Source organism: Corynebacterium sp. FDAARGOS 1242 (assembly GCF_016889985.1).
Taxonomy (GTDB): domain Bacteria; phylum Actinomycetota; class Actinomycetes; order Mycobacteriales; family Mycobacteriaceae; genus Corynebacterium; species Corynebacterium minutissimum_B.
Genome location: NZ_CP069568.1, coordinates 2395067 through 2419592 on the forward strand (window position 1 = coordinate 2395067; position 24526 = coordinate 2419592).

The 24526-nt window shown below is 59.7% G+C and carries 22 protein-coding genes; 6 read left to right on the forward strand and 16 right to left on the reverse strand.

What is annotated here, in order from left to right:
• Window positions 1–33: 33 nt before the first annotated feature.
• The 5 genes from I6J72_RS11495 to I6J72_RS11515 form a co-directional block, all read right to left on the reverse strand.
• Complete coding sequence (locus I6J72_RS11495) at window positions 34–1746, reverse strand: ATP-binding protein (protein ID WP_204099272.1); 1713 nt, start codon at window positions 1744–1746, stop codon at window positions 34–36.
• Between the two features lie 268 nt (window positions 1747–2014).
• Complete coding sequence (locus tag I6J72_RS11500) at window positions 2015–2386, reverse strand: YceI family protein (RefSeq protein ID WP_204100513.1); 372 nt, start codon at window positions 2384–2386, stop codon at window positions 2015–2017.
• 221 nt (window positions 2387–2607) lie between these two features.
• A complete protein-coding gene (gene murJ, locus I6J72_RS11505; protein ID WP_204099273.1) occupies window positions 2608–5850 on the reverse strand; it encodes a murein biosynthesis integral membrane protein MurJ in 3243 nt (1080 codons plus the stop codon).
• An 8-nt stretch (window positions 5851–5858) separates the two neighbouring features.
• Window positions 5859–8045 carry a hypothetical protein gene (locus I6J72_RS11510; protein WP_239107350.1) on the reverse strand — a complete coding sequence of 729 codons (2187 nt, stop codon included), beginning with the start codon at window positions 8043–8045 and terminating at the stop codon, window positions 5859–5861.
• Window positions 8042–8644, reverse strand: a complete 603-nt coding sequence (locus I6J72_RS11515) for an NUDIX hydrolase (protein ID WP_115020838.1) — start codon at window positions 8642–8644, stop codon at window positions 8042–8044. Before I6J72_RS11515 ends, I6J72_RS11510 begins: the two co-directional genes overlap by 4 nt.
• 28 nt (window positions 8645–8672) lie before the next feature.
• Here I6J72_RS11515 and I6J72_RS11520 point away from each other — a divergent pair, with 28 nt between their 5' ends.
• Genes I6J72_RS11520 through I6J72_RS11535 form a run of 4 tightly spaced genes read left to right on the forward strand, consistent with a single transcriptional unit; the run spans window position 8673 to window position 11777 of the window.
• A complete protein-coding gene (locus tag I6J72_RS11520) occupies window positions 8673–10106 on the forward strand; it encodes a CCA tRNA nucleotidyltransferase (RefSeq protein WP_204099274.1) in 1434 nt (477 codons plus the stop codon).
• Between the two features lie 2 nt (window positions 10107–10108).
• Window positions 10109–10708, forward strand: coding sequence for a YqgE/AlgH family protein (locus I6J72_RS11525; RefSeq protein WP_204099275.1), 600 nt, complete (start codon window positions 10109–10111; stop codon window positions 10706–10708).
• 35 nt (window positions 10709–10743) lie between these two features.
• Window positions 10744–11460 carry an AzlC family ABC transporter permease gene (locus I6J72_RS11530; RefSeq protein ID WP_204099276.1) on the forward strand — a complete coding sequence of 239 codons (717 nt, stop codon included), beginning with the start codon at window positions 10744–10746 and terminating at the stop codon, window positions 11458–11460.
• Window positions 11445–11777 (forward strand): branched-chain amino acid transporter permease, encoded by a 333-nt coding sequence (locus tag I6J72_RS11535; RefSeq protein ID WP_204099277.1) that lies wholly within the window; start codon window positions 11445–11447, stop codon window positions 11775–11777. The genes I6J72_RS11530 and I6J72_RS11535 overlap by 16 nt, the downstream gene beginning before the upstream one ends.
• On the opposite strand, the gene I6J72_RS11540 is transcribed toward I6J72_RS11535, so the two are convergent.
• From I6J72_RS11540 to I6J72_RS11560, 5 genes are all read right to left on the reverse strand, one after another.
• The gene (locus I6J72_RS11540) at window positions 11774–12082 is read right to left on the reverse strand and encodes a hypothetical protein (RefSeq protein WP_204099278.1); all 309 of its coding nucleotides are present in this window, start codon (window positions 12080–12082) and stop codon (window positions 11774–11776) included. The genes I6J72_RS11535 and I6J72_RS11540 overlap by 4 nt on opposite strands.
• A 6-nt stretch (window positions 12083–12088) precedes the next feature.
• Window positions 12089–13048, reverse strand: coding sequence for a bile acid:sodium symporter family protein (locus tag I6J72_RS11545; protein ID WP_204099279.1), 960 nt, complete (start codon window positions 13046–13048; stop codon window positions 12089–12091).
• Between the two features lie 52 nt (window positions 13049–13100).
• A complete protein-coding gene (locus I6J72_RS11550) occupies window positions 13101–13472 on the reverse strand; it encodes a Rieske 2Fe-2S domain-containing protein (RefSeq protein WP_115020824.1) in 372 nt (123 codons plus the stop codon).
• Window positions 13473–13482: 10 nt separating this feature from the next.
• A complete protein-coding gene (locus tag I6J72_RS11555; RefSeq protein WP_204099280.1) occupies window positions 13483–13713 on the reverse strand; it encodes a hypothetical protein in 231 nt (76 codons plus the stop codon).
• Window positions 13714–13923: 210 nt separating this feature from the next.
• The gene (locus tag I6J72_RS11560) at window positions 13924–14391 is read right to left on the reverse strand and encodes an SdpI family protein (RefSeq protein WP_204099281.1); all 468 of its coding nucleotides are present in this window, start codon (window positions 14389–14391) and stop codon (window positions 13924–13926) included.
• Between the two features lie 158 nt (window positions 14392–14549).
• Between I6J72_RS11560 and I6J72_RS11565 the strand changes: the two genes are divergently transcribed.
• Window positions 14550–15785: a dicarboxylate/amino acid:cation symporter gene (locus tag I6J72_RS11565; protein ID WP_204099282.1), complete on the forward strand. Its 1236-nt coding sequence runs from the start codon at window positions 14550–14552 to the stop codon at window positions 15783–15785.
• Between the two features lie 366 nt (window positions 15786–16151).
• Window positions 16152–17438, forward strand: a complete 1287-nt coding sequence (locus I6J72_RS11570) for an HNH endonuclease signature motif containing protein (RefSeq protein WP_239107353.1) — start codon at window positions 16152–16154, stop codon at window positions 17436–17438.
• Window positions 17439–17861: 423 nt separating this feature from the next.
• On the opposite strand, the gene trpA is transcribed toward I6J72_RS11570, so the two are convergent.
• The 6 genes from trpA to I6J72_RS11600 are packed head-to-tail and all read right to left on the reverse strand — an operon-like array spanning window position 17862 to window position 24477.
• Window positions 17862–18689 (reverse strand): tryptophan synthase subunit alpha, encoded by an 828-nt coding sequence (gene trpA / locus I6J72_RS11575; RefSeq protein ID WP_204099283.1) that lies wholly within the window; start codon window positions 18687–18689, stop codon window positions 17862–17864.
• Window positions 18689–19903 carry a tryptophan synthase subunit beta gene (trpB, locus tag I6J72_RS11580; RefSeq protein ID WP_204099284.1) on the reverse strand — a complete coding sequence of 405 codons (1215 nt, stop codon included), beginning with the start codon at window positions 19901–19903 and terminating at the stop codon, window positions 18689–18691. Before trpB ends, trpA begins: the two co-directional genes overlap by 1 nt.
• A 21-nt stretch (window positions 19904–19924) precedes the next feature.
• Complete coding sequence (trpCF, locus tag I6J72_RS11585) at window positions 19925–21307, reverse strand: bifunctional indole-3-glycerol-phosphate synthase TrpC/phosphoribosylanthranilate isomerase TrpF (protein ID WP_204099285.1); 1383 nt, start codon at window positions 21305–21307, stop codon at window positions 19925–19927.
• Entirely contained in the window at window positions 21285–22322 is a 1038-nt protein-coding gene (gene trpD, locus I6J72_RS11590) for an anthranilate phosphoribosyltransferase (protein ID WP_204099286.1), read from the reverse strand. Before trpD ends, trpCF begins: the two co-directional genes overlap by 23 nt.
• Window positions 22322–22966: an anthranilate synthase component II gene (locus I6J72_RS11595; protein ID WP_204099287.1), complete on the reverse strand. Its 645-nt coding sequence runs from the start codon at window positions 22964–22966 to the stop codon at window positions 22322–22324. Before I6J72_RS11595 ends, trpD begins: the two co-directional genes overlap by 1 nt.
• Complete coding sequence (locus I6J72_RS11600) at window positions 22963–24477, reverse strand: anthranilate synthase component 1 (RefSeq protein ID WP_115024179.1); 1515 nt, start codon at window positions 24475–24477, stop codon at window positions 22963–22965. Before I6J72_RS11600 ends, I6J72_RS11595 begins: the two co-directional genes overlap by 4 nt.
• Between the last annotated feature and the right edge of the window lie 49 nt (window positions 24478–24526).

Consider the following 24526-nt stretch of genomic DNA (forward strand, 5'->3'; position numbering starts at 1 on the left):
TTAAACTCCGCTGCGGTGCGTATCACAGGGCGGTCAGGAAAGAACCCACCGCGTGTTGGGCCCGCGCTGTGGGCCATCAGGATCGATGCGCGCTTGGCCTATAGTCCGCAGGTGGCGCAGTATTCCCGTGACAATTGCCCGGTCTACTCCCAGTTCTTCGGCGACTTCGCGCGTGGTCAGTGCAGCTCCTTCTTTGAGTTGAGCCAGGATCCAATCCTGAACGGAGGTCGCTGCAATGTGTCCTTCTATGTGAAGCCCCATCAGCGATCGGGCCTTTGTGGTAAGTATCCACTCTCGCGCTTCCCGTAGTTGTTCTACGAAACCGAGGCTCTCATACCACCGAAGGGTATCCGCAGCCTGATCTTCGCTGACTTGCATGAGTTGGGCAGCAGTGTGGCACAGCAGGATCTGGTTGTCCATAAGGTGACGGGCAATGATGAGACCATTGACGCTGTCGAAAGGCTCAGCGCCGAAAGCACCTTTGAGTTCGGTCAAGGCCTTAACAAACGCGGTGTCAACGCGCCCAGAGGACAAAATAACTTCGACGAAGGATTCCTCGGCGCGAAGCTCCGGAATATGGCGACCACTTGACAGCATGGATGCCCACATGCGGTCGAATCCACGGGAGGATTCCTCTGCTAACCCCAGCATCCTTAACGCCGTCATAAGGCGGGGATTGCGGGGAATTGATTGTGTTGTGAGAACTCGATCGCGTTGTACACCTGTGGGAAGACCACCGGGAGACCATACAGAGAAGGCTATAGGAGATTGGTCGATGACTACCGCAGCCGCCGCGACCCAGTCACGATGGGCTAAGGCATTGGAGACAAGCTCGTCGACAGCGGTGTCTGGGAAAGCCTTGATCGATACTTCTTGACCCGTGGCAAGGGCGATGCGCTCCACTTCTTGCTGGGCATTGACTCGAATTAGCTCTTTCAATCGCAAGTATGTGGTGATGAGGGGTGCAGAGATTTCCGTTGTTCTCGGCTCACCGCCAGGTACAAGACGGAGGAGGTGTCGAACTGTAACCTGCTGGGATACCGGAGGCATGAAAAGGATTTCGGCCGCGTATGTGGGGTTTTGTGAGCCATCGAGCAGCCCTAGTTCTCCCAAAAGTTCGCGGGCTGTTGCGGGAACAGGTTCTTGGGAACCGGACATTGCCCTCGCTTGGGCTAGGAGGTGTCGGGCCTGATCGACGGCCGTCATATCGAGTTCCTCAAGTCCTCGCCGGGAGGGGTGAGCGGTGTAATCCGGGTTGGCGCGTTCAAAAAAGAGTGCGCGGCGTTGATGCTCGGTGAGGGGTACGCAGCGAGTGCCAACTCGCTTGCTTGCCTGTCCTTTTGGGCGCTGATACAGCGTGATACCACGGGGAACGCGCAAAACAATCAGCCGGGCTCCACACCACTCCAGCTCATCTGCTTCGACGTGGATGTTGGGTTGTGTTCCTTCGAAGATCTTTCTTATGAGCCAGTCCAATTCGCGCTGGGTGCCTGTAAATGCCTCTGGTCCAGACTTCTTGTCTGCGACTCCAAGCACAATGAAAGCGTTCCCGTTATCGGCATTGGAAAAGCACACGGCTTCATCGATGAGGAATTCAATAAGGGATGCGTCTGGGTTTCGATTTCGCGGGTGGACGGCGGGATCCTCTTTAAAATCGAGAATTTCGGATTCCAGGCTATCGGCGGTTGCGCCGGCTTCAATCGAGCGCAGTACCTGGATGATGAAGTCGAGTTCGTCCTCTCTCATGGCCCCGTAGTGTAGCAGAGTTGTTTCAAACAACTCCGCAACAACTAATAAACAACTATTGGCTAATATGGCAGCTTCTGACGCAGAATCATTCTTAAACATGCAGGACAAAGCGTTGTGCAAGTTGTTTAGGAGTTGTTTCAGAGTTGTTTATTACTCCATTGATGTGCCTCTAGTTGTTAAAAAGTTGTTGCCCGCAGTGCCGAAATGGGCACTATGGGCAACAACTAAAAACTACTTCTCAAGGCGAGGTATCGCGCTTGATGACTTACTGCTTGATGGCAGAAACCTCGAGCTCAATCTTGATCTCCTCGGAGACCAGCACGCCGCCGGTCTTCAGCGGAGCGTTGAAGTCGATGCCGAAGTCGGTGCGGTTAATGGAGGTCTTAGCCTCAAAGCCCAGGCGGGTATTGCCGAAGGGATCCTCGGCCACACCCGTCTCCTCTACCTTGAAGTCAACGGACTTGGTGGTGTCCTTGTTGGTGAGGTCACCAGTAACGGTGCCCTCGCCCTGCTCGTTAACGTCGAAGGTGGTCGCGGCGAAGTTGCCGCGCACCTTGGTGATCATGGCGTGGCGGGTAACGAAGCCGATGGTGGTGTGCGTCGGGTCCAGTGCGTACGTTCCTGCAGTGATGGTTATGGTTTCCTCATTTCATTATAAGGTTGACGTGACAACAATAATTATTCGCTCCTTCGCTCAGCTGTCAAGGGTTCTTTTCCATCGAAAGCCATATCCCCAGACCTGCAACCCGAAACCTGCAGGTGGGCGTCGTCAAGCGCGCGATGCGTCTGAGTCAGCGAGCAGGGAGTTGCGGGTTTCAGGTCTGGGGATATGCGTGAGACCGTTCCTGTGGAGGTGCGTCAGTTGGTGGGGATACCTACCAGGGTGGCCTCCTTCAGCGTGACCGAACCGGACTTGGGCAGGTCAGTGAACATGATGAGGGCGCCGTCGAAAGCCACCGGCTTCTCCTTGAGCTCGATGTCTTGGCGTGCGCTCGTCAGGGTGCCGTGTGCGAGTTCGGTGAGCGTGCTGGACTTGGGGTTCTTCGGATCGAAATCCTCGGTCTTGACGCCATAAACCACGTACTTCGCGCCGATGGAATCCTTCTGTTCCAGCGGCAGGACGTGCAGCTGCGTGGGCTTATCGATGCTAAGCAATAGGCCAGCGTCGGTGTCCTTGGTAGTCCAGGAACCGTCCACATTCTTGCCCTCCGGAACCGAGGTGCTCTTTACGTCCTTGAAGAGCACAGCTGGCACATTGGGGAATGTGGTTTCATCAGAGGCTTCGCTTTTGGTGACCACCGGAGAGGTTTGTTCATCGGCGACCTGAGAGAGAATCCACACGCTGAGTGCTGCCATGGCCACAACGAAGACGGTTGCCAGCACGCCCAGGACGATGGTGCCTGAGCCTGAGTAGCCGCGGCCACCGAAGCCCGGGGCCGGGGTCGGATCCTCCTTGCGTGGGGATTCTTCCACGGGGACCTGCAGGGTTTCCTCGCCGTCGTCGCCATCGCCGGCGAAGGCCGATAGGCGGTGGGCGATGTCCTCCAAGTCGGCATCCTCCCCCGCCTCAGCATCGCTGGCGATGTCCTGGAGTACTTCCGGGGTGGGCGTGGTGGACTCCACCAGCAGGGAGATGGCAGAGGCCAGTGCGGAACGGTCGGTCTCTTCATCGTTGCTCTGCAGAACCGCCGGGAAGGCCAAGGTGGCCACGCCCTCGGTGGAGATGCGGATGCGGTTGCGGTTCTCAATGCCCAGCACGTGGCCCGCGGCATGCGCCGCGGCGGTTGTACGAACCAGCGGTGCCAAGGCATGGGCCACGGCGCGGGGATCAAGGTCCTCGTCTTCGGAGACCGTCTTGAGCGAGGTGCCCTTGACCCAGTCCGCGACGACAAGGCAGCCCTGGCGGTAGGACAGGATGTCGATGTTGGTGGCTACGGCGTCGAGTTCCATTTCCGCTAGGCGGCGGGTAGCGCGGGAGACCTCTGCCGAGCGGCGAGCTGCCACGGCCGGGGTGGCCGGCGCCATGGGTGCTTCGCCTGTCGTGTCGACGAAAGTGAGGGATACAACGCGGCCGGTAGCCTGCTCGCGGGCCTTCCAGAAGCGGGTGCCTGGGGCAGAGCCGTAGTCCTTGAGGAGGCGGAAGCGGCCATCAGACACCGGTGCGCCTGGCACTAAGCGCGGGCCGCGTACGATACCGGCGGACATGGGCGGCGGAACAGGAGAGGAGTTGAAGGCGTCCACACTGAAGATGGGCTGGAACTCCAGCTGCTCCGGTTCCTCGACCTCGATGGCCTCGGCATGCTCGATCTTGATGATGCGAGACATGCCGGGGATGCGCTGCAGTTGGCGGCCCAAGTTGATGACCTCCGGCAGGCCGGAACGCGAGAGCACGATGCCGGTCACGATGACGAAGACGATGCCGACCACAATCAAGCGAATCAGGTTCACCACGGCAGGCAGCGAGGCCGGCAGCACAAGGTTCAGCGCCCAGTTGAGGGCGTAGACCACGATGAGGCCTACGACTGAGGAGAGCACCGACCAGATGGTGGTGGCAATGACAGCGCGGCCACCCAAGCTGCCGAGCTTGCGCTTGAGCAGGAAGCCACCAATGACAGCACCGGCCACAAAGCCGAAGCCGTTCGCCGTACCCAGCAGGATGACGACGCGCTCCGGGGAGTCCGCCACCTGTGGAGCGAGCAGGGAGAGCACGACCTTGGTCAACGTGATGCCAGCGATGATAAACGTCGGCGTCCAGGCTTCCTCGCGGGCATAGAACACGCGCAGGTGTAGCAGCACGAGGGCATAAGGAATCAGGGTAAAGGCAGAGAAGCTCAGCGTGAGGCCGAGTACCTCGGCCGCTTTGGCGTTGAAGGCACCGTATTGGAAGAGGCCGCGGGCGATCGGGATACCGAAGCCCGTCATGAAGATGACAATCGGGATAAGCGCGATGAAGGTCAGTTTGGTGCCCAGCGTGAGGTCACGGACCACGGCTTTGACGTCGCCGTCGGCAGCGTTGCGGGAGAGCCGCGGCATGATCGCGGTGAGCAGGGTAACGCCGATGACGCCGTAGGGAACCTGCAGAAGCAGCCATGCCTGCTGGTAGATAAAAGGCGCACCGTCGTCTGCATGTGCGGCCACGCGGGATGTAATCACATAACCCAATTGGGAGATGGCCACGTAGGCCACAATGGCTAACGCCATGCCACCGAACTGTTTGAGCCTGTCATCCAGGCCCCAGAGCGGCTTGAGGTTGATGCCCGCCTTCTTGAGATACGGGAACAAGATGAGGCATTGCACCACCACGCCGGCGGTTGTGCCGAGGGATAGAAGGAGCACGTGGCCATCGGTAATCGGAGAAGGCGCGTCGGGATGCAAACTGCCCGGTACCAGCTGATAAGCCACGAGCACCGAGATGGAAATGAGGTTATTGACCACCGGCGCCCACGCGCCCGGTCCAAATATGTTCTTGGTATTGAGCACTGCTTGGAAGAGCGCGAAGAGCCCGTAGAAGAAGATCTGCGGCAGCAAAAGATAGGCAAACGACGTGGCCTGGATGGCGTTGACCTCGCCGTCCTCCGGCAGCATCATGCGCGTGATCTGCGGTGCAAAGATACACGACAGCACCGTAATCGTGGCCAACAGTGAGAAGGCCAGCGTGAAGAGGCGCCGGACAAAGGCCTCGCCGCGGTCGGCGTCTTCCTTCTCAGCGCGTACCAGCACGGGCACCACGAGCGAGGTCAACACCGCGCCCAACACGATTTCCGTGATGAGGTTCGGCAGCTGGTTCGCCGTGCCGAAGGCAGAAGAAATGGCGGGGCCCAGAGTAGAGCCGATGAGCACCATGCGGATGAAACCCGTAATACGGGAAATCATCGTCGCAATGGCCATAGAGCCCGTGGCACGCACGACGGCACTGTCGGAGTTTGCTTCGCCGGAGGTATCGCTGGCGTTGGCCTGCGCCTCTCCCTTCAGTCCCGAGCGGTCTTCCTGCTCGTCGTCGACTGCGACAACGCTGCTTGGCGCACGTTTTTCCGGGACCGGTGCCGGCGGCGAGGGCGTGACGATACGTCGACGGGCACCAGACAAAGGTTCATGTGTCATAGAGAAAACTATCCGTGAGTGTTCTTTTTCTTCCGCTTACCCAGCCGGAACAGTGCGGCTAGGACGAGAACGAGCGCGGCGGCGATGCCGGCTCCATAGACGCTAACGATACCGGCCCGCGTCTGCACGGTGATATCGATAGGATCCGAAATCAGGTGCTCATCGGGTTCATCGGGCTGGCTGGGCGTTGCCAGCCACAGCCGAAGCGAGGTACGGTCGGCGTCGCTGGGCAGGTCAGCGGTCATGGACACGGTAATGGATCCCTTGGCCGGGATGTGAACCGAGTCTGGTGTGTTGAGTGTGGAACCGTCGGGGGCGTCGTAGGCTAGGTGGGCGTCGACAGGCAGCGGCAGCCCATTCTCAGCCACAATGAGTAGCGGTGAGGACTCTGAGACACGCGTGTAGACATTGCCTGGCGGGATCAGTGAGACCGAGGCGCGCAGCTCACGCAGCGTATCTGCGTTCTTCTCCAAGCGTGTGCGGCTGCCCTCCACCGCTGGACGGAAGCCGCGCAGGCTGGTGCGACCGGTATCACTCAGCACGGCGAGGAGGTCTCGACGCAGCGGAACCGTGAACTGGTAGCGCGTCATGGCAATACCTGGATCGTTGGTCATGATGGACATGAGCTCATCCGTGTAGCGTGATTGCTGCCTGACCTGCGTAATCTCCGCGTCGTGGAAGGCCGCAGGGTTGGTATACGGGCTACCAGGCTCGCCCTGGCTGGTCTCCATCGGCAGCGCGGTGACGGGCCGCGGCGTCATGTGCCCTGAGTCCAAAAGACGCTGTGCGGCTTCCACCACGGCGCGTGCGGCGGCAGGATCCTGGTAGTTCGGCAGCTTGGCCACCACACCGTCGCGCTCACCTTCACTGGCCTGCTCCGCTTCGTGCGCCGCCACGCTTATCGACGCCCCCGCCGTCAGCGCCCTCGCCTGCTCCGAGTCCTCTGCAAAGTCATAGCGCAGTTCCGGGTTGGAATAGCCCGTCGTCTGTGGGTAAGACCCGGTTTGGGCGAGCAGGGCGCCGAGGGATGCGTCGAATGTCACTGCCTCACCGGACCACGCGGAGTTATCCGCAAGAAGAAACGGCACGGTGAATTTATGCTCACTCGTGCCCGAGGCTGGCGCGGTGAGCGTCGTGTTGAGAGGAGCTCCCAGCACCCGCTCGACGGTCTCCTGGCCCTTCTCCACGGCCTCATGCGTGAGCCACTCATTGCCCACCCGGGCCACGGCATCCGTATTGGCATTGGCCCACGGAAGAAGCATGCGGCAATCCACGCTCTTGAGCTTTTCCAGCCAAGCGGCAGCGTCTTCGGAGCCGGTTCCCGGTTCACCGCGGTCCGAATCAGAACCGGAGAACCAAGAATCACGTAAGCGCTTCGGGCGCTGCGCGATGGAAGGCCGGGTCTCGTGGACGGTGTAGCCGGATGCGATGCGGTCGGCGGCGTCGACAAGCGCCGGGTCCACCGCCACACACCCGGAACCGTGCAGATCGTGCTCCAGGTAGGCGTCGAGCAACTGGTCCAAACGCCCACCCGGTGCCATCTGCTGCGGCAGTTGCTCGCTTTCCAGAATGAGATCCTGGCCGCCCGTATCACCCGGCACCACGTCAACCTGTGCGGTGAGTGGATAAATAAGGGAAAAGGCGCGAGGTTTCTCTGGGGCTTCCCGGTCTCCCTGAAAATCCAGGATCGTCCGCTCCTCCGCAAAGCTCGCCGCCTGGCCATCACGAGTGCCGGTCAGGGTAAAGAGCAGCGGGTACGCGCCGGGTTCCGTAATGGCGAGCGTGGAATCCTCCCCCAATGCCGTAGGTACGGCAACGGTGACGTCGCGACTCTCCCCTGGCTTGAGCTCGCCGGCCGTGATGGAGGGGCCATAATAAGGAAAGGAACCCGCAGCCAGCTCTTGGCGGGCCTGCGTGGTCGAGCCCACCGCATCGCTGCGTCGGGTTGTCACCTGCAGGTTGTCCACTGCGCTGTCGGTTGGGTTATGGATACGCAGCGTGACCTCACCGGTCTCCCCTACCCGCGCTTCACTGGCGCTGAGGAGGCTGAGTTCCAGCTCATCAGGGCCTCGGGAGCCCAGCCAATACTGCGAATCCGCCAGGCTGTCGTCGGGGGTTTCTGCCTGTGCCACCGGGGCGAGGCCTCCGAGCGCTAGCGCCGCAGCCAGCGCTATGCGCCACCCTTGCCGGCTCACCGTGGGGTCGCCTTTCCTGCGGCGGCTTCCTTTCGCGCGAGATCCGGCAGGAGGTCATGGGCAATGCGCGCGAGTTTGCGCTCATCCGCGTAAGCCAAGTGCTCGATGAGCTCAGAGACGGGGATCCAGGAGACCTCGGTGACCTCCGGGTCCTCATCATTCATGATGCCGTCCTCAAAGCGCAGCAGATGATGGTGCACGGTTTTGTGAATACGGACGCCATCGGAGACGAACCAATAATCAATCATGCCCAGGTCGGCGAAGACCTTGCCGTGGATTCCGGTCTCTTCCCACACCTCGCGTTCGGCGGTGAGCTCCTTAGGTTCGTCATTTTCCACGTGGCCCTTCGGCATGGACCACAGCAGACGGCCGCGACGATCCAGCCGGCCAATGAGCGCGACATAAATCTGGGAGAGGTCCACGTTGCCGTCCTCACCCACGGCCTCGGCCAATCCAGACACGACAAGACCGCCCGCAGACGTCTCATCCCGCGTGGTCATGCGGTTGGTGGACGTGCGCTGCGGGCGTCCCGAGCGGCGGTTCCGGTTACCCGAGCCCCGCCGGCGACGGCGCTTGGGTCCTGGCGTGTTCTTAGTCATCCCTGCTAATCGTAGTAGACTTCGATCCGTGAATTTTCAGGACACTCAGCTAATCGGCGTTCTCGCCCGCGCAGACGCCTCCCTCAACCAGCTCAGTGGCCTCCTCCAGGGGCTGGTGGATCGCTTTGCGCTTCACGACGCCCCCCTCTACCTCGTCGGCGGCTCCGTCCGCGACGCACTCCTAGGCCGCCTGGGCAACGACCTCGACTTCACTACCCCGGCTCGCCCGGACGTGGTCTACTCCATCCTCGAGGAATGGGCAGAGACCGTCTGGGACACCGGCATCGACTATGGGACCGTCTCCGCTGCGTATAAGGGCCAGCAGATCGAGATCACCACCTTCCGCTCCGATAGCTACGATGGCGATTCCCGCAACCCCGAGGTCGTGTACGGCGATACCCTCGAAGGCGATCTCGTGCGCCGCGATTTCACGGTCAATGCCATGGCTATTGAGCTGCGTCCAGACGGAACCCGGGAGTTCCACGACCCGATGGGAGGCCTCAAGCACCTGGCGGACCGCATCCTCGATACCCCGGACGCGCCTGAGATTTCTTTCCACGACGATCCCCTCCGCATGCTCCGCGCGGCACGATTCGCGGCGCAGGTGGAGTTTGACGTCGCCAAGCGCGTGCGCGACGCCATGACTGACATGGCTGGCGAAATCCAGCGCATTACCGTGGAGCGCGTGCAGGTCGAGCTCAACAAACTTATCTGTGGCACCGCGCCGTGGAAGGGCATTGACCTGCTCGTGGAGACTGGCATTGCGGATTACATCTTCCCGGAGATTCCGGCCCTGCGCATGGCTCCCGACGAGCATGCACAGCACAAGGACGTGTATGCCCACTCGCTCACCGTGCTGCGCCAGGCTATGGAGCAGGAAGAAGAAGGCCCCGATCTTATTCTTCGGTGGGCCGCCCTGCTGCACGACATTGGCAAGCCCGATACCCGCGACACCACCGATGGCAAGGTGAGTTTCCACCACCACGAGGTCGTGGGCGCCAAGCTCACCCGCAAGCGCCTTCGCAAGCTCAAGTTCCCCAAGGCCGTAACGGAGGACATCGGCCAGCTGGTGTACCTGCACATGCGCTTCCATGGTTTCGGTGATGGACAGTGGACTGACTCCGCTGTGCGCCGCTATGTCACCGATGCTGGCGATCTCCTTCCCCGCCTGCACAAGCTGGTGCGCGCAGACTGCACCACCCGCAACGCACGAAAGGCCCGCCGCCTCCAGCGTACCTATGATGAGCTGGAGGAACGCATCGCGGATATCGCGGCGAAGGAAGATCTCGCCCGCGTGCGCCCTGACCTTGATGGCAACGAGATCATGGAGATCCTCGGTCTCCAGCCCGGCCCGGAAGTGGGCCAGGCGTGGTCCTACCTCAAGGAGCTTCGCCTCGAAGAAGGTCCTCTGGAGCGCGACGTTGCTATTGCGAAGCTGCGCGAGTGGTGGAATTCTAGATAGGGATGTACGCAGATAGACTCTTCAACGCCCTTGAGCGCAACGACCCAGCCCCTGGCCAACTCCTTGTTGCGGCTCCCGATATCCTCGTGCCGCACTACAACCGCTCCGTTGTCCTCATCACGGAGCAACATGCTGGTCGCACGTATGGCGTGGACCTGACCAAGCGCTCCGAGATGGCCGTCTTTAACGTCATGCCGGAATGGCTGCCCGCGGTGGCCAAACCTCAGGCCCTCTACATCGGTGGCCCGCATAATCAGCAGGCAGCCATTGGTGTGGCCATGACGCGCCAAGGCGTGGACATTGAGAAGCAGCCTTCGCTGAGCCGTCTCGCTCCGCGTGTGGCGCTTGTCGATCTGCGCGTGGGCCCCGATGCCGTGACCGAACTGGTTGACGGCATGCGGCTCTTCGCCGGTCATTTCGAGTGGGGCCCCGGCGAACTCGATGAGGAAATCGATCGCGGCGATTGGTACGTTGCCCCCGCCCTTCCCCAGGACGTGGTGTCTTCTGGCTCGACCGACACCTGGTCGGACGTCATGAAGCGCCAGGCCATGCCGTTGCCGCTCTTTTCTACCTTCCCGCGCTACATCGACGAAGATAATTAGGCCCTCGCAACGCACCGTGAACTAGCATTTTCTCCATGCGTTCGGAGATAGCTGCGGCAGTGAAGACCTGCATGGCCATCGCGGTGGGCGTGGTTCCGCTCGGCCTGGCCTTCGGTGTGCTCATGGTTCAAACCGGGTTTGACTGGTGGTGGACCCCAGTCTTCTCCATCGTTATTTACGCCGGTTCCATGGAGTTTCTGGCGATCTCTATGGTCACCGGCGGAGTAACCCCGGGAGTTGCGGCGCTTACTGGTTTCATGGTGAACTTCCGGCACCTCTTTTATGGTCTTACCTTTCCGCGGGATGCGATCCGCAGTCCACTCGGCCGTGCCTACTCCACCTATGCGCTTACCGACGAATCCTACGCCGTCATCTCCGCCCTCCCCCGACATTCGCGCCCTAGTGTCACCTTCGTGTTCTCGGTGCAGTTGTTTTGCCAAATCCTGTGGGTTGGTGCCGGCATCATCGGTGCTCTGGCGGGTCAGGCTATTCCGCCCTCGGTAAAGGGCCTCGATTTCGCCCTTGTCGCTCTTTTCGTTGTCCTGGCGATTGATTCCTTCCAGAACAACAAGGACTACTCGCTGCCGTTGTCGGCGGCGGCTCTGGGCATCCTTGCCGGATTCCTCTTCCCCGGTCAGCTCCTCATGGTGGCGCTGACCGCGTACTTCCTCATGCTCGTCGCACGCTATCTCTCCCCGCGCCTGGATTCCGCGATGGTCCTGCGTAAGGAGGCATCGTGCCAGCCGGAGTGACCCTTTCCGCGATTCTGGCGGTGCTTATTCCCGTTGGCATCGTGACAGTTCTGTTGCGCTGGTTGCCCTTCGCCTTTGTCAAGGCCCTTAAGGGAAGCCAGTTCATTTCCATGCTGGGGTTCACAATGCCAATAGGCGTAATGACCGTTTTGGTGGTCTATACCTTATTTGGTGCATCCCGTGACATGGGAAGCCCCATCGCGCCCCTGGCCGGAGCTGCCTTTACTGCGGGGCTCCATCTGTGGCGCCGAAACTCCGGTTTATCCATTTTCAGCGGTACCGCGTTCTACATGCTCCTTGTGAATTGGGTCTGTTAAATCTCGCCGTAGAGGGCGGTAGCTTCGGTCCACAGGGAGTGAAACTCGAGGGTGCTGACAAACTCGGCCTCAATATCCGGGAATTCATCGTAGGTATTGGGGTGCGGGACCACCTGTTGTGGGATATCTGCATTGCCTACCGACGCATGGGGGGTCGCTGCACCCGCGATGGAGTCATCCGGCGCGAGCGCTATGATGCGCTGCATGGAGCAGGCGGTGTCACTAATCTCCTGCATTTCTGCAATATGGATAGCTGTGCCGGCCCCTGGGATGGTCAAGGTTGTTCGAACGTAGAGGGTTTTCATGGTGCCTCACTCTACCCGCGCATAGCGCGATGCCACAGACGCGCAGATCATGAGCTGCACCTGGTGGTAAATCATGAGCGGGAGGATGAGCAGTCCTAGCGACGTGCTACCGGAAGCAAAAATAACCGAGGCCATCGGCAGCCCCGTGGCCAGTGATTTCTTCGAACCACAGAATTGGATAGCAATCGTATCTTCACGGCTAAACCCGAGTTGCTTGCTTACGGCCTTGGTGAGCCAGAGCATGAAAAACACGAAAACCGTCGAGAAGAAAATCTGGAAGAGGATTTGCCAGACGCTAATCTGTGACCACATGCCATCCACCATTCCTTTTGAAAAGGCTGCGTAGACAACCATGGCGATGGAGCCTCGGTCCACCACCTTCGTGGCCTTACTTGCGGCGATCGTGCCGACCCACCTCCGAGTGAGTTGGCCCAGCGCGAAGGGCAGGAGCAAGAGCATTGAGATTTCGAGGAAGACCGCGCTGTCGATGTGGATACCGTCTCCTGCACCCATGAGTGCCATAACGAGAAGTGGCGTGAGGATGACGCCCGCCAAGTTTGACGCCGATGCAGACACGATCGCGCCGGCGACATTTCCCTTCGCGACGGACGTGAATGCCACAGAGGACTGCACGGTTGATGGCACAAGCGTGAGGTACAAGATGCCCAAATAGAGGTCGTTGGGCATGAAGGCTGTGAGGGGTCTCAGGGCGAGACCGATAAGGGGATATACAGCAAAGGTAAAAGCGAGGATGGTGAGATGCAGTTTCCAGTGCTTGATGCCATTAATCGCCTCACGCGTAGAGAGTCGTGCTCCGTATAGAAAGAAAAGGAGCGCGATGCCGATATTGGTTAGGACATCGAAGGTATCCGCGAATTCGCCACGGGCGGGGAACACGATCGCAATCGCGACGGCGCACAGGATGAGGAGAATGAGGGGGTCGAGGTTTTTAAGACGCTCAAGCATATATCAGAGTGTAGACGCCCTCATATGTTTCACGTGAAACGCTGCCGCGGCGTTAGCTGCTGACGTTCCTTACCGTTCCGCCGTCGTTTTCAACGCCGTACTCCGTGAGTGGCTTCGGGCTCGGGCCGCCCGTGACTTCACCTGTAGACAGGTCGAAGCTCGAATAGTGGCTCGTGCACGTCGCCGTCATCCCTTCAATCTTGGTAATGAGGGATTGCTGGTGCGGACAGGTTTGGGAATAGGCCTTGAACTCGCCTTCGGTCGGTTGGGCAAAAATTACCTTGTCCACGATGATGGCAGACCCAACGGGAATCTCAGTGGCGGCGATTTCAGCTGAGGGCTGCTTGCCGCAGGCGGCGAGGTATGCGCCTGCGAAGGTGGTGGCGGAGCCGAGGAGGAACAGGCGGCGAGAACACGTAGTCATGGGCCCTACCTTATCCGATCTCACCCTTCCACACGGGAACCTCACGTTCGGTGCTGCCGCTAAAATCGTAGGAGCCATATGAGGTTCCTACGTCGCTGTAGATCGTTCCAGCCTGTGCTGCCGTTTTCGCACCACGTGGATCGACGGCCATAGCGTAGGAGGCGCCGGCGCCCAGGACCGTGAGGCTCAACGCCGCTGCGGCGAAAATCTGAAGAGTCTTGTTTCGCTGTCTGTTAGTCATAAAGACCATCGTCCTCTGCAACCCCCATCATTGTCACGCGCAAGCTCAAGTCTCCCACTTACCTCTGGTCATCTTGACAGCTCGTGACCAGATACACAAAAGGACCTTCCCGATGATAGCGCGGGCCTACCATCAGAAAAGTCCAATTATCATTTCGTTGTGACGTAAACTCGTCCGTCCAGAAACCTAATGGCGTTACGTCACTGTGCCTTAAACATTCTTTTGCTCATCGGAGTGTTTGGCAGCCGCGCGGACCGCGGAGACATCGACTGCCGGCGGTGCATCATCCCCACAACCATCGTCGCCGCAAGTGCAGGAATCCGCGCAGCCCTCATCATCTTTGTGCGCTTGATCCCACAAGTAGGCTGCGCGGGCACCCATGTTGGAACCAATGGAAAGCAGTAATACCGCAACGATGAACGTCGCGGCGGGGATAAGCCACATCCAGCCTTCGGCTCTCAGTGCCACGAAGCCGCCGAAGATGAGCGCGACCCCGCCGAGTGCCCAAAAAGGTCCGGCAACGGCGTGTGCATTATCCCATGCTTCCTTACTTTTGCGAATTTCCGCTAGGCGCAGGCCGACGACACTATTGCCTGGAAGCTTGCGCAGCGATGCGAGACCGCCCACGATCACAAGAACTGCGGCGAGGATGAAGAAGAGGATTCCGACTACGAGCATGTGCACTAGTCTATCTCTCCCGCTGCCTAGCGAGAAAGCCGGTTCAAATTATGAGGTCGCTCCTGTAATATACATTTCGTGTCGCTCGGTAGATAATAAAGCGTTCATTACCGAGCGATGGAAATCCACGTGGTTCCAACCATAGAAAAGAATCAATCATGTCATTCAAGAGTGTTCTCAACTCTCTGTTGTTCAAGATCATCGTGGCGATTATCTTGGGCATCATTGCAAGCCAGTTTGCACCCGAATGGTTCGGTAGAACCTTCGCCACCTTCAACGGGCTGTTCTCCAATTTCTTGGGCTTCTTTATCCCAGTTTTGATTTTTGCCCTCGTGGCCCCCGCCATTGCTGGTCTTGGCCGCGGCGCAGGTAAGTGGCTTGGCATTACCGCAGGTATTTCCTACGGTTCCACCATCGTTTCGGGCCTGGTGGCCTATGGGCTGACCCAGGTACTTTATCCCGTGATGCTCAAGGGCCAAACGCTCAATACCGATGTTGCTGATATTGATGAAGGGGCCCTCGAGCCATACTTCGAGGTTTTGATGCCGGCACCGTTCGAGGTGATGACGGCGCTTCTTCTCTCCTTCTGTGTTGGTGTGGCGATGACAACGGTGAAGTCCGATAACCTCTACACCCTCTCGAAAGAGTTCGAAGGAGTCGTTATCAAGGTTATCTGGGGTTTCGTCATTCCATTGCTACCGATCTACATTTTCGGTATCTTCCTGACCCTGGGTATGAATGGCAACATCGGCACGGTCATCCTTGCCTTTGCCAAGGTGCTCTTGCTCTCAGTGGTGATGACGCTGGTGTACTTGGTATTCCAGTACCTAGTAGCCGGTGCCATTGCAGGGAAGAATCCGTTCACGGCAATGAAGAATATGGCGCCCGCTTACTTCACAGCGTTGGGTACCTCGTCTTCCGCCGCGACCATTCCGGTCTCCCTTGACTCCGCTCTGAAGAACGGCATTTCCAAGCCGGTTGCCGGCTTCGTCATTCCACTCTGCGCCACCATTCACTTGTCCGGTTCGATGATGAAACTGACGCTGTATGCCTTCGCTATCGTCTTTATGGCACCTGACATGGACGGCGATCTAGGAAAGGCCTTGAGCTTCATCCTTCTGCTGGGCATTATGATGATTGCAGCACCGGGCGTCCCTGGTGGTGCTGTGATGGTGGCTGTGGGTCTCTTGCAGTCCAATATGGGCTTTGATGATTCCATGGTGGCGCTGATGATTGCTGCATACATTGCTATCGACTCCGTGGGTACCGCGGCCAATGTTACCGGCGACGGCGCTATCGCCATGATTGTTGATCGTTTCGCTCGCGACAAGATCGACGGCATCGATTCTGAACCGGAGGCAAAGGCCGCCGACGGAGAGGTCGCTACGGCTTAAGTTTCACGTGAAACTCCCGCCCCCTTCCCTGACGGGTTGGGGGTTCAGTCGTTTTCCGGCTTAACCGTGAAGCTCTGTCGAGTGCTTTGGGTTTGTTCGATGGTGTAGTCAACACAGTGCTTAGCGACGCCTCCCCCAACTCCATTTCTGGTTTCTATTGTGTGTCGTTTGTCACATTATGGTGTGGGGTGTTTGATAATTTGCCGTCTATATGTGGTGTTGGCAAGAGTATGTTCGAATGGGCGTGTTGTTTTGGTCTAGGTGCGCCGGTGTGTTTAGGGGTCTGGTGTGGTGTCGGGGTGGTTGGGTAGTGTGGTGGCTAGAAAGCATGTTCGTATTTTCTAGTATTTAAGGGGTGGGTCACTTATGGTGGCAACCACAACAACAACTTCTGCTTCTGTTCCGTTGGCGTATTTTTCTCATTCGAATCCTGATGATCCGGTATGTGTTGCGGGGATGTTTCTGCGGCGCGCGGAGTACGAGTTTTGGTTACATAATCTTCCGGCTTTGGAGGCTGATTCTGATAGTGAGGTGATGAAGCTGGGGGTAAAGACGGCGAAGACACAGAGGCAGGTAGCTCAGCATGTGATGGGGGTTCTTCGGCTTGAAGAGTTACCGAAGGTTAAAGCGCTGCAGGATGCCCAGGCCTTGTTGGATATGGCGTCGTTGGTGGCGATAGATGAGGTGATGTCAAAGCTGGGGCATCCTACACGGAAGGTGGTGGCAGAAATTGATGAGAAGCTGTCCGGCTGGTTTGTGCCCAAGCGGCCTAATCAGGTGTTTCCGACAGCGAGCCAAATTCGGCGCCGGGTGCGCGATATCGCCAAAGTATTAGATGATTCAGTCGCGTTTCGTGATACGCGTAAAAAGAACCGCTATTCCATCCTCACTCGAGGCCAGCGTGCCTTTCTTGAGTTAGAAGTTGATTCCACTGTGGGTGTGGTCATCCATGAGCTGATTAAAGAAACCGCTAAAAAGCATGAGGTATCCATGGCGGATGCCATGGTGCTGTTGCTATCGGGCACAGTGGAGCCTGAGGTGGGAAAAGTGGTGGTGCATACCTATAAGGCGTCTGATGTGGAGGGGGCACCGGTCTTTGTTCAGGGCCACGGGTGGCGTGGTGAGGATATACCAGCAGCCAAGGTGGTTGAGCGGGATTTAAGCCAGATGCCAGAAGCGTCTGATTCTTATCGTCCGTCTGATTTTGTGCGTAAGTACGTTGAGGGGCGTGATGGGACGTGTCGGGCTGGCAACTGTGATGTCCCAGCGTGGATGTGTCAGCTAGATCATCGGATCAATTACGCCGAGGGTGGGCCAACACATCCAGATAACTTGGTGTGTTTGTGCCAGCGTCATCACAATATGAAGACCGAAGGCAGGGCCTTTTATATTCTGGACCCCGTTACCGGTGATGTGGTGTGGTTGCTAGCTGATGGCAGTTGGGTGACCACACAAGCCACAGGCCCGCTTGCACCATCGATGCGCAGGTGGGCGCGCACTGTTGCGGAGGATGTTATGGCACATAGGGCAAAGATGCATGAGGATGCCAAAGCGCTGAAGGTGGAGTTGGATAACGGTGAGATCGTGGAAGTCTTTGATATGACCGACCCGGCAGACCGCGACAACACCAGCGGTGACGATATTCCCTTCTAGAGGGTTAGTGCGAAGATGAGGCTGGCTTGTTCGTCGAACTAGACGACGATGATGAGTGGCTAGGATCCCGGCGGAATGCAGAGGCTTGGGGTTGGTGCTTTTCCTATCGTCGTTAGAAACGACGACGCCGGCGGGACGATTGTCTGCCCTAGGACAAAGCTTCTTCGTCGCCATAGACGACGAAAAGGTGGCGGCGCCATGGGGAGAGGAAAATGCGGATCGTCCTCGCTGACGACGCAGGCGGCACGCTGATTCATCGACGTTGTTTAACTGAGAACCGGCGTCAGGGGCAACGATCGGAGAAGGGGTTGGTCGAGAGAGTGGTAAAAGCAGATGACGGTGTATCAGTTGCGCAGTGTTTCACGTGAAACGGCCCCCTGCTCCAAGAGGATGGAGAGGAGGCCTTGGGGAGGCAATGGCTTACTAGTCGTCGCGTTTGGTGGCGGCCTTCATGTCGGAAACGAAAGCGGTGACGGCGTCGGAAAGCCCTGGCGTTGGTTTGCGGTTGTCGTCGAGGTGTGCGTCGATGATTTTGGTCAGGGCGGAACCGGTAATTGCGCCGGCGGCACCAGCGGCAATCGCGTCGGCGACGTGCTGTGGCGTGGAAATGCCGAAGCCCAAGAGAATGGGAGCACCGCCAAAGCGAGTGACGTTTGCGACGACCTCATCAAGCCCCTGGGTCTCAGACTCCTTCTCAGTACCGGTGACACCATCGCGCGAGATGGCGTAGATATAGCCCTTTGAATATTTGGCTACGCCGGCGAGGGTCTGCTCGGAGGCTTGTGCGGGTGCGATGAAGATCGGGTCAATACCGGCCTTGTCGGCAGCAGCGACGAAGGGGGCGCCTTCGCGGACGGGGATGTCGGGAATCAAAATGCTGTCGGCGCCTGCCTCTTGGAACTCGGAGTAAAAGGTATCGAGGCCGCGGGTGAAGGGCACGTTGCCGTAAATGAGCATGCCGATGGGAAGATCCGGAAACTCAGCGCGAATCTCGCGGATTTGGCTAAGCGCGGAATCGACAGTGGCACCTCCCGAGAGGGCGCGAATGTGTGAGGCCTGGATGGTGGGGCCGTCGGCTACCGGGTCGGAGAATGGTACTCCGAGCTCGAGAGCGTCGGCCCCACCGGCGACGGCTGCCCGGACGATGGTCAGGGCGGTGTCTGGGTCAGGGTCGCTAAGCATAATGAAGGGGACAAATGCGCCTTCATTGCGCGAGGCTAGTGTGGAAAAGAGTTTCTCGTAGCGGCTCATTAGTGATCCTCCGGGAGCTTGAGTTCGGGCTGTTCGTCGAGGGTGCGTCGGACGTGGTCGATGTCTTTGTCGCCATGGCCGGACAGGGAAACGAGGATTGTGATGTCTTCCTCCTTGCGCTTGAGGGCGTAGGCCAGGGCATGGGAGGACTCGAGGGCCGGGATGATTCCCTCGCGGCGGCTGAGAAGTTGGAAGGCTTCGAGCGCTTCGGCGTCGGTAATGCCGACGTAGGTCGCGCGGCCCGTCTGAGAAAGGTGGGCGTGCTGCGGGCCGACGCCCGGATAGTCGAGGCCGGCAGAGATGGAATAGGATTCTTCCACTTGGCCTTCAGAGTTCCGCATGAGGTAGGAACGTGCGCCGTGGAGGATGCCGATGGTGCCATTGTTAATCGTGGCGCCGTGGCGGCCGGAATCGAGTCCCTCTCCCCCAGGCTCTGCGCCTACGAGCTCAACAGATTCCTCATCGATGAAATCCGCGAACATGCCGATGGCATTGGAACCGCCGCCGACGCAGGCCACGACGACGTCGGGAAGCCCGCCGGTGCGTTCAATCATTTGGGCCTTGGCTTCTTCGGAGATCACTTTGTGGAACTCGCGCACGATGGTCGGGAATGGATGTGGTCCCGCGGCGGTGCCGAGGAGGTAGTGAGATTCGTGGAAGGTGGCAGTCCAATCGCGGAGGGCCTCATTAACCGCGTCCTTGAGAGTGCCCGAGCCGGAGTCGACGGGGATAACCTTCGCGCCCATCAGTTCCATGCGGTAGACATTGGGCTGCTGCCTGGCGACGTCCTTGGCGCCCATGTACACCACGCACTCGAGATCGAGGAGCGCACAGGCGAGGGCTGTGGCGGTTCCGTGTTGGCCAGCGCCGGTTTCGGCAATGATGCGGGTCTTGCCCATGCGCTTTGCCAGGAGGGCTTGGCCGATGACTTGGTTGGTCTTGTGGGCGCCGCCGTGAACCAGGTCTTCGCGCTTGAGGAAGATACGAGCCTTGCCGCCAAGTTTGGTGGCCTCAGTAAGAGGGGTGGGGCGGCCGAGGTAGTCGCGGAGGTAGCCAGAAAGCTCCTCACGGAAGGAGGGGTCATTCTGTGCATCGACGAAGGCTTGCTCGAGTTGGTCGAGGGCAGGGATGAGCGACTCGGGGACAAACTGTCCGCCGAACTCACCAAAGTAGGCGGGAAGAAGTGTCTCCCGGGATTCTTGTGGAGTGGTCATGATGGTCCTTTGGGTTGGGGGTTAATACGTAAAGTGACGAATAAGGCTGAAGGCTTGGGCAATGAGACCAGCGTCCTTGCGGCCGTTGATCTCGAGTCCCGAATTGAGGTCGAGGCCGACGGTCCCGACACGGAGGGCCTCGGTGAGGTTGGATGGGTTGAGTCCGCCGGCGAGAAGCGATTTCTCCTTGATGGAGTCAGGGATGGTCGTCCAGTCGAAGGGGGTGCCCGTGCCGCCGGGGCCGGAATCGAGGATGAGGAGATCGGCGGCGTCGGCAAGCGCGGCGGCGAGACTGGGGCCGTGTGGGGCGGTCATGTCGATGGCGCGCCACACCTGCCTCTCCCCCGCTACCGCGCGGACGGAGTTGATGAGTTCACGCTCGGCCTTTGTGCTTCCTTGGTACGGCGCGTGGATTTGGAAGCAGTCAATGCCGTCAAGGGCGAGCTCTTCCCAACCGGTGGTTCGGCGGGAGACCGCGACATAGGTGAGGTCAGGTTCATGAGCGATAATGTCAAGCGCGGTTTCACGTGAAACATTGCGCGGGGAGGCATCCTCGAAGATAAGCCCGCCGTACACCGTGCCGGCCGCGCGAGCGGTTTGCGCAGCGGACCAGGTGGTGAGGCCGCAGACTTTGTTGCTGCCAAAGACGAGTTCGCGGGCGGCGCGGTCGATGTCGGGTGTCCCGGTGAGCTGCGAACCGACAAGGAAAGCGTTGGCGTGGGCGCCGTGCTGGCGGACGGTGTGGTTGTTGCGAATTCCGGACTCGGACACAACAACCTTGCCTTCCGGAACCAGGGGCGCCAGTTGTGCGGTGCGGCCCACGTCAATCGTGAGGTCATGCAGGTTTCGGTTGTTGATGCCGATGACGTCCACGCCGAAGGCCACTGCACGGGCTACTTCCTCCTCGGTGAGGGCTTCGGTGAGGACGTCGAGCCCGAGGGCGTCGGCAAGCTGCTTGAGTTCACCGTACGTCTCGTCATCGACGATGGACATCATGAGAAGGATGGCATCCGCGCCGTAGTACCGCGCAGCATAGACCTGGATGGGGTCGATGATGAAGTCCTTGCACAGCACCGGCAGGTGGGTTGAGAGGGCTACGGTTTGGAGGTGGTCGTAGTCGCCGCCGAAACGCTCGGGCTCGCAGAGCACGGAGATTGCGGAAGCATAGCGTGAGTAGACCCGCGCAATGGCGCCCGGCTCGTAGTGTTCGCGGATAAGGCCCAGCGAAGGTGAGGCGGACTTGCATTCCATGATAAAGCGGTTGGTGCCGTTGAGAGCATCATAGAAGGAGCGCTCGGAACGCGGGAGGGCGTCGAGGTCCACGTGGGCAAGGCGCTCACGGATGGCGGGCAGATGGGTGCGGCGCTTGGCGACGATCCCCTCAAGCACGGTCGGCAGAGCCATAATTCGCCTCCTCGTGCTTCTTCAGCCATGCGGCAACGGTGCCGTCCTTGATGAGCTGGTTGGCGTGGGAGACACCCTCGGAAATCGAGTCGCTAGTGCCATTGAGGTAGAACATGGCTCCCGCGGCAGCAGCGATGGCATCGTGATGGGCAGGTTTTCCGGTGCCGGCGAAGATATCACGGAGGGCTTGGGCATTCTCCTCTCCATTGCCGCCCGCGAGATCGGAGAGTTCGTGGCGGGAAATGCCGAGGTCTTCCGGCGTTAGCTCGTAGTGGCTGATCGTGCCGTGTTTAAGCTCCCACACCTGGGTGGTTCCGTGTACGGCGATCTCATCGGTGCCAGCACCGTGGACTACGAGGGCGCGGGTGCGGCCGAGCTCCTTCAACACTTCTGCGATGAGCTGGCCTTGGGCGGGGTTGGCAATGCCCATGATCTGAGTTTCAGGTCGGCCGGGGCTCAGCAATGGCCCAAGGGTATTGAAGATGGTGGAAATGCCCAAGCCTTTGCGCACTGGTTGCACGTGGGCAACGGCCGGGTTGTAGGCCGGGGCAAAGAGGAACGTGAAGTTCGACGCCTCCAGTTGGCGGACGGCACGGTCGGGGTCGAGGTCGAGCGGGATGCCCAGTGCTTCGAGGACATCGGCGGAGCCGGACTTGGAGGAGACGGAGCGGTTACCGTGTTTAACCATCCTCACTCCCCCGGCGGAGGCTACGAGGGAGGCACCGGTGGTGACGTTGATGGTGTTGGCACCATCACCGCCAGTTCCCGCGGTATCCATGAGGCCCTTTCCGGTGACCGGGAAGGGGCGCCCGGCATGGAGGAAGGCGCGGGCGGCGCCGGCAACGTCGGCGAAAGTTTCGCCGCGGGTACGGATGTGAGTCAGCAGAGCAGCGATATGGATATCGTCATACTCCCCCATCGTCAGCGGAGTGAAGACCTCGATGGCTTCATCGAGGGTGGGCTCGGAGATATCAAGATAGGCTTTAAGCGTCTCTAGGGACGTATGATGTGGCATTAGTTGACCTCCTCCATTGTGGGGCGGGATGAAAATTGTTCGATACAGCGTTCAATCATGATTGGTCCGGTGGGCGTGAGGAGCGACTCGGGGTGAAACTGAAGGCCGATGGCGCTGCCGTCGAGAGTCTCAGCCGCCATGGTGACCGGACCGATGTCTGTGTCGGTCTCGGCCAGGTTGCGCATCTGGGCAGGGATGTTCGCGCAGCCCAAGGAGTGATAGCGCGCCACGGGAACGAGGCGGCCCACGTAGTTGGGATTATCCGGCTCGTTATCGGTGGCTAGGTCTTGAAAGACCGGGTGGCGCGCACCAGCATCGGTCAAGGTCATGGGTATGGAAGAGCCGTGAACGGGGCCGCACGGCTGGACGGTACCGCCGAAGTGATCGAGCAAGGCTTGGAACCCCAGGCAGATGCCGAGGATGGGGATGCGGCCGAGGGAGGACTCGATAAGCTGCATCATCGTTCCGGCATCACGGGGATGACCGGGACCGGGGGAAAGAACAATGATGTCGGGCGAAGCGGCGAGGACCTCCTCCACCGGGACCGAGTTACGGAAGACGGTGGTGTCATAGCCGGCGAGTGCATCGACGAGGTTGTAGACGAAGGAATCGTGGTTATCAATGAGGACTACGTGGGGTTTCATCGGATGACCTCCAAGGATGCGTGGTGTGCCTGGGCGATGGCGCTGAGGACCGCGTAGGCCTTATGGACCGTCTCATCGGCCTCGGACTGGGGGACGGAATCGCGGACGACACCGGCGCCCGCCTGGACGACGGCCGTGCCATCTTTGACGTAGGCGGAACGGATGACAATGCAGTTATCCATGGAGCCATCACCGCGCAGGTAGCCGATGGCGCCGCCGAAGGAGCCGCGGCGAGTCCCTTCAGTCTCGCGGATAAGTTCCATTGCGCGCAGCTTCGGTGCGCCCGTAAGAGTTCCCATGTTCATGCAGGCGCGGTAGGCATCGAGGGCGTCGAAGTCCTCGTGCAGCGTGGCCACGACGCGGGAGACCAGGTGCATGACGCGGGAATAGCGGTCCACGTGGAGCAGCTCGGCGACGTGGCGGGTGCCGGGAACCGCGACGCGGGCGAGGTCGTTGCGCGCGAGGTCCACGAGCATGATGTGTTCGGCCACCTCCTTCGAGTCTGTGCGCATCTCCAGTTCGTTGCGGATGTCTAGCTCATGCGTGGCTCCGCGCGGCCGGGTGCCGGCGACGGGATAGAGCTGCACCTGCCGGTCGGAGGCCGTGTACTTGAGGTTGGATTCCGGGGAGGCGCCAAAAAGTTCGTGGTCGGTACCGCGAATGTAGAACATGTACGGCGAGGGGTTGGTCTCGCGCAGCGTGCGGTAGGCAGCGAAAGCATCGGGGCACGCAATACTGAACGCGCGGGAAGGCACGACCTGGTAAATATCGCCAGCATGGACGTTGCCTTGGAGGTGTTCCACGTGGCGTCGGAAAGCAGCGTCATCGATGTTGGCGCGCGCGGCGACGGTGCCTAGCGGTGCGGGTGAGGCTGGGGTGAGGGGTGCGGTACGTGCAGCGCGGTCGAGTTCTTCTTCGAGCACGTGCTTATCGACGCCCCACCCCTCAATCTTCGCCGTCTGGGTTAAATGATCCACGGTGAGGACGTGCTCGGCGACGAGAAACTCATAATCCGGGTACTCGTTCGGGCCATCCGGAACCGGTGGGAGCTCCTCGAAGGTGTCGACATAATCGAAGGCGAAACCACCGCCCAGGAAAGGCAGCATCTCCCCCGAGTAGAGGCGGCTAAACTGCAGCGTCCGCAGTACATCAGCGGTGGAGGTGGCACGCAAGCGGGCGCGCTCATCGTGCTCGGTGGAGAGCTCAAAGCGGAAGGTGATGCTGTCGTCGGCATCCTTCGTGATGCGTGAGTGGAAGTCCTCGCGGAGGTCGTCGATAAGAATGCGTCCGGAGGGCGTCAGTGCGGTGGCGGTGACCTCTTGGCCGCGGCACACTACCTTCAGAGCTGCCTGGGTGATGGCGATGCAGGTGAGGTTCTTCTTGGTCTCAATGTCCGCGGATTCTAAGAGCAGGGAATCCTGTGGCGTGGCGAGGGCATCAAAGAGCGCAGCGGCATCAGGGGTGTAGGCCAGTGTGCGCTGTGCACTGTGCGGCTTATGTTTCAACGGCATAATGTGTGTCTTTCGTTAACGCTTTGTGTGCTGCCGCGAGCTCTGAGGA

Coding starts and splice junctions, on each gene's coding strand:
- I6J72_RS11555 (WP_204099280.1), bottom strand. CDS start 13,713: ATGACTAACAGACAGCGAAACAAGACTCTTCAGATTTTCGCCGCAGCG.
- I6J72_RS11515 (WP_115020838.1), bottom strand. CDS start 8,644: ATGACTAAGAACACGCCAGGACCCAAGCGCCGTCGCCGGCGGGGCTCG.
- I6J72_RS11545 (WP_204099279.1), bottom strand. CDS start 13,048: ATGCTTGAGCGTCTTAAAAACCTCGACCCCCTCATTCTCCTCATCCTG.
- I6J72_RS11495 (WP_204099272.1), bottom strand. CDS start 1,746: ATGAGAGAGGACGAACTCGACTTCATCATCCAGGTACTGCGCTCGATT.
- I6J72_RS11570 (WP_239107353.1), top strand. CDS start 16,152: ATGGTGGCAACCACAACAACAACTTCTGCTTCTGTTCCGTTGGCGTAT.
- I6J72_RS11565 (WP_204099282.1), top strand. CDS start 14,550: ATGTCATTCAAGAGTGTTCTCAACTCTCTGTTGTTCAAGATCATCGTG.
- trpD (WP_204099286.1), bottom strand. CDS start 22,322: ATGCCACATCATACGTCCCTAGAGACGCTTAAAGCCTATCTTGATATC.
- I6J72_RS11525 (WP_204099275.1), top strand. CDS start 10,109: ATGTACGCAGATAGACTCTTCAACGCCCTTGAGCGCAACGACCCAGCC.
- trpCF (WP_204099285.1), bottom strand. CDS start 21,307: ATGGCTCTGCCGACCGTGCTTGAGGGGATCGTCGCCAAGCGCCGCACC.
- trpA (WP_204099283.1), bottom strand. CDS start 18,689: ATGAGCCGCTACGAGAAACTCTTTTCCACACTAGCCTCGCGCAATGAA.
- I6J72_RS11550 (WP_115020824.1), bottom strand. CDS start 13,472: ATGACTACGTGTTCTCGCCGCCTGTTCCTCCTCGGCTCCGCCACCACC.
- I6J72_RS11560 (WP_204099281.1), bottom strand. CDS start 14,391: ATGCTCGTAGTCGGAATCCTCTTCTTCATCCTCGCCGCAGTTCTTGTG.
- I6J72_RS11540 (WP_204099278.1), bottom strand. CDS start 12,082: ATGAAAACCCTCTACGTTCGAACAACCTTGACCATCCCAGGGGCCGGC.
- I6J72_RS11595 (WP_204099287.1), bottom strand. CDS start 22,966: ATGAAACCCCACGTAGTCCTCATTGATAACCACGATTCCTTCGTCTAC.
- murJ (WP_204099273.1), bottom strand. CDS start 5,850: ATGACACATGAACCTTTGTCTGGTGCCCGTCGACGTATCGTCACGCCC.
- trpB (WP_204099284.1), bottom strand. CDS start 19,903: ATGACCACTCCACAAGAATCCCGGGAGACACTTCTTCCCGCCTACTTT.
- I6J72_RS11530 (WP_204099276.1), top strand. CDS start 10,744: ATGCGTTCGGAGATAGCTGCGGCAGTGAAGACCTGCATGGCCATCGCG.
- I6J72_RS11600 (WP_115024179.1), bottom strand. CDS start 24,477: ATGCCGTTGAAACATAAGCCGCACAGTGCACAGCGCACACTGGCCTAC.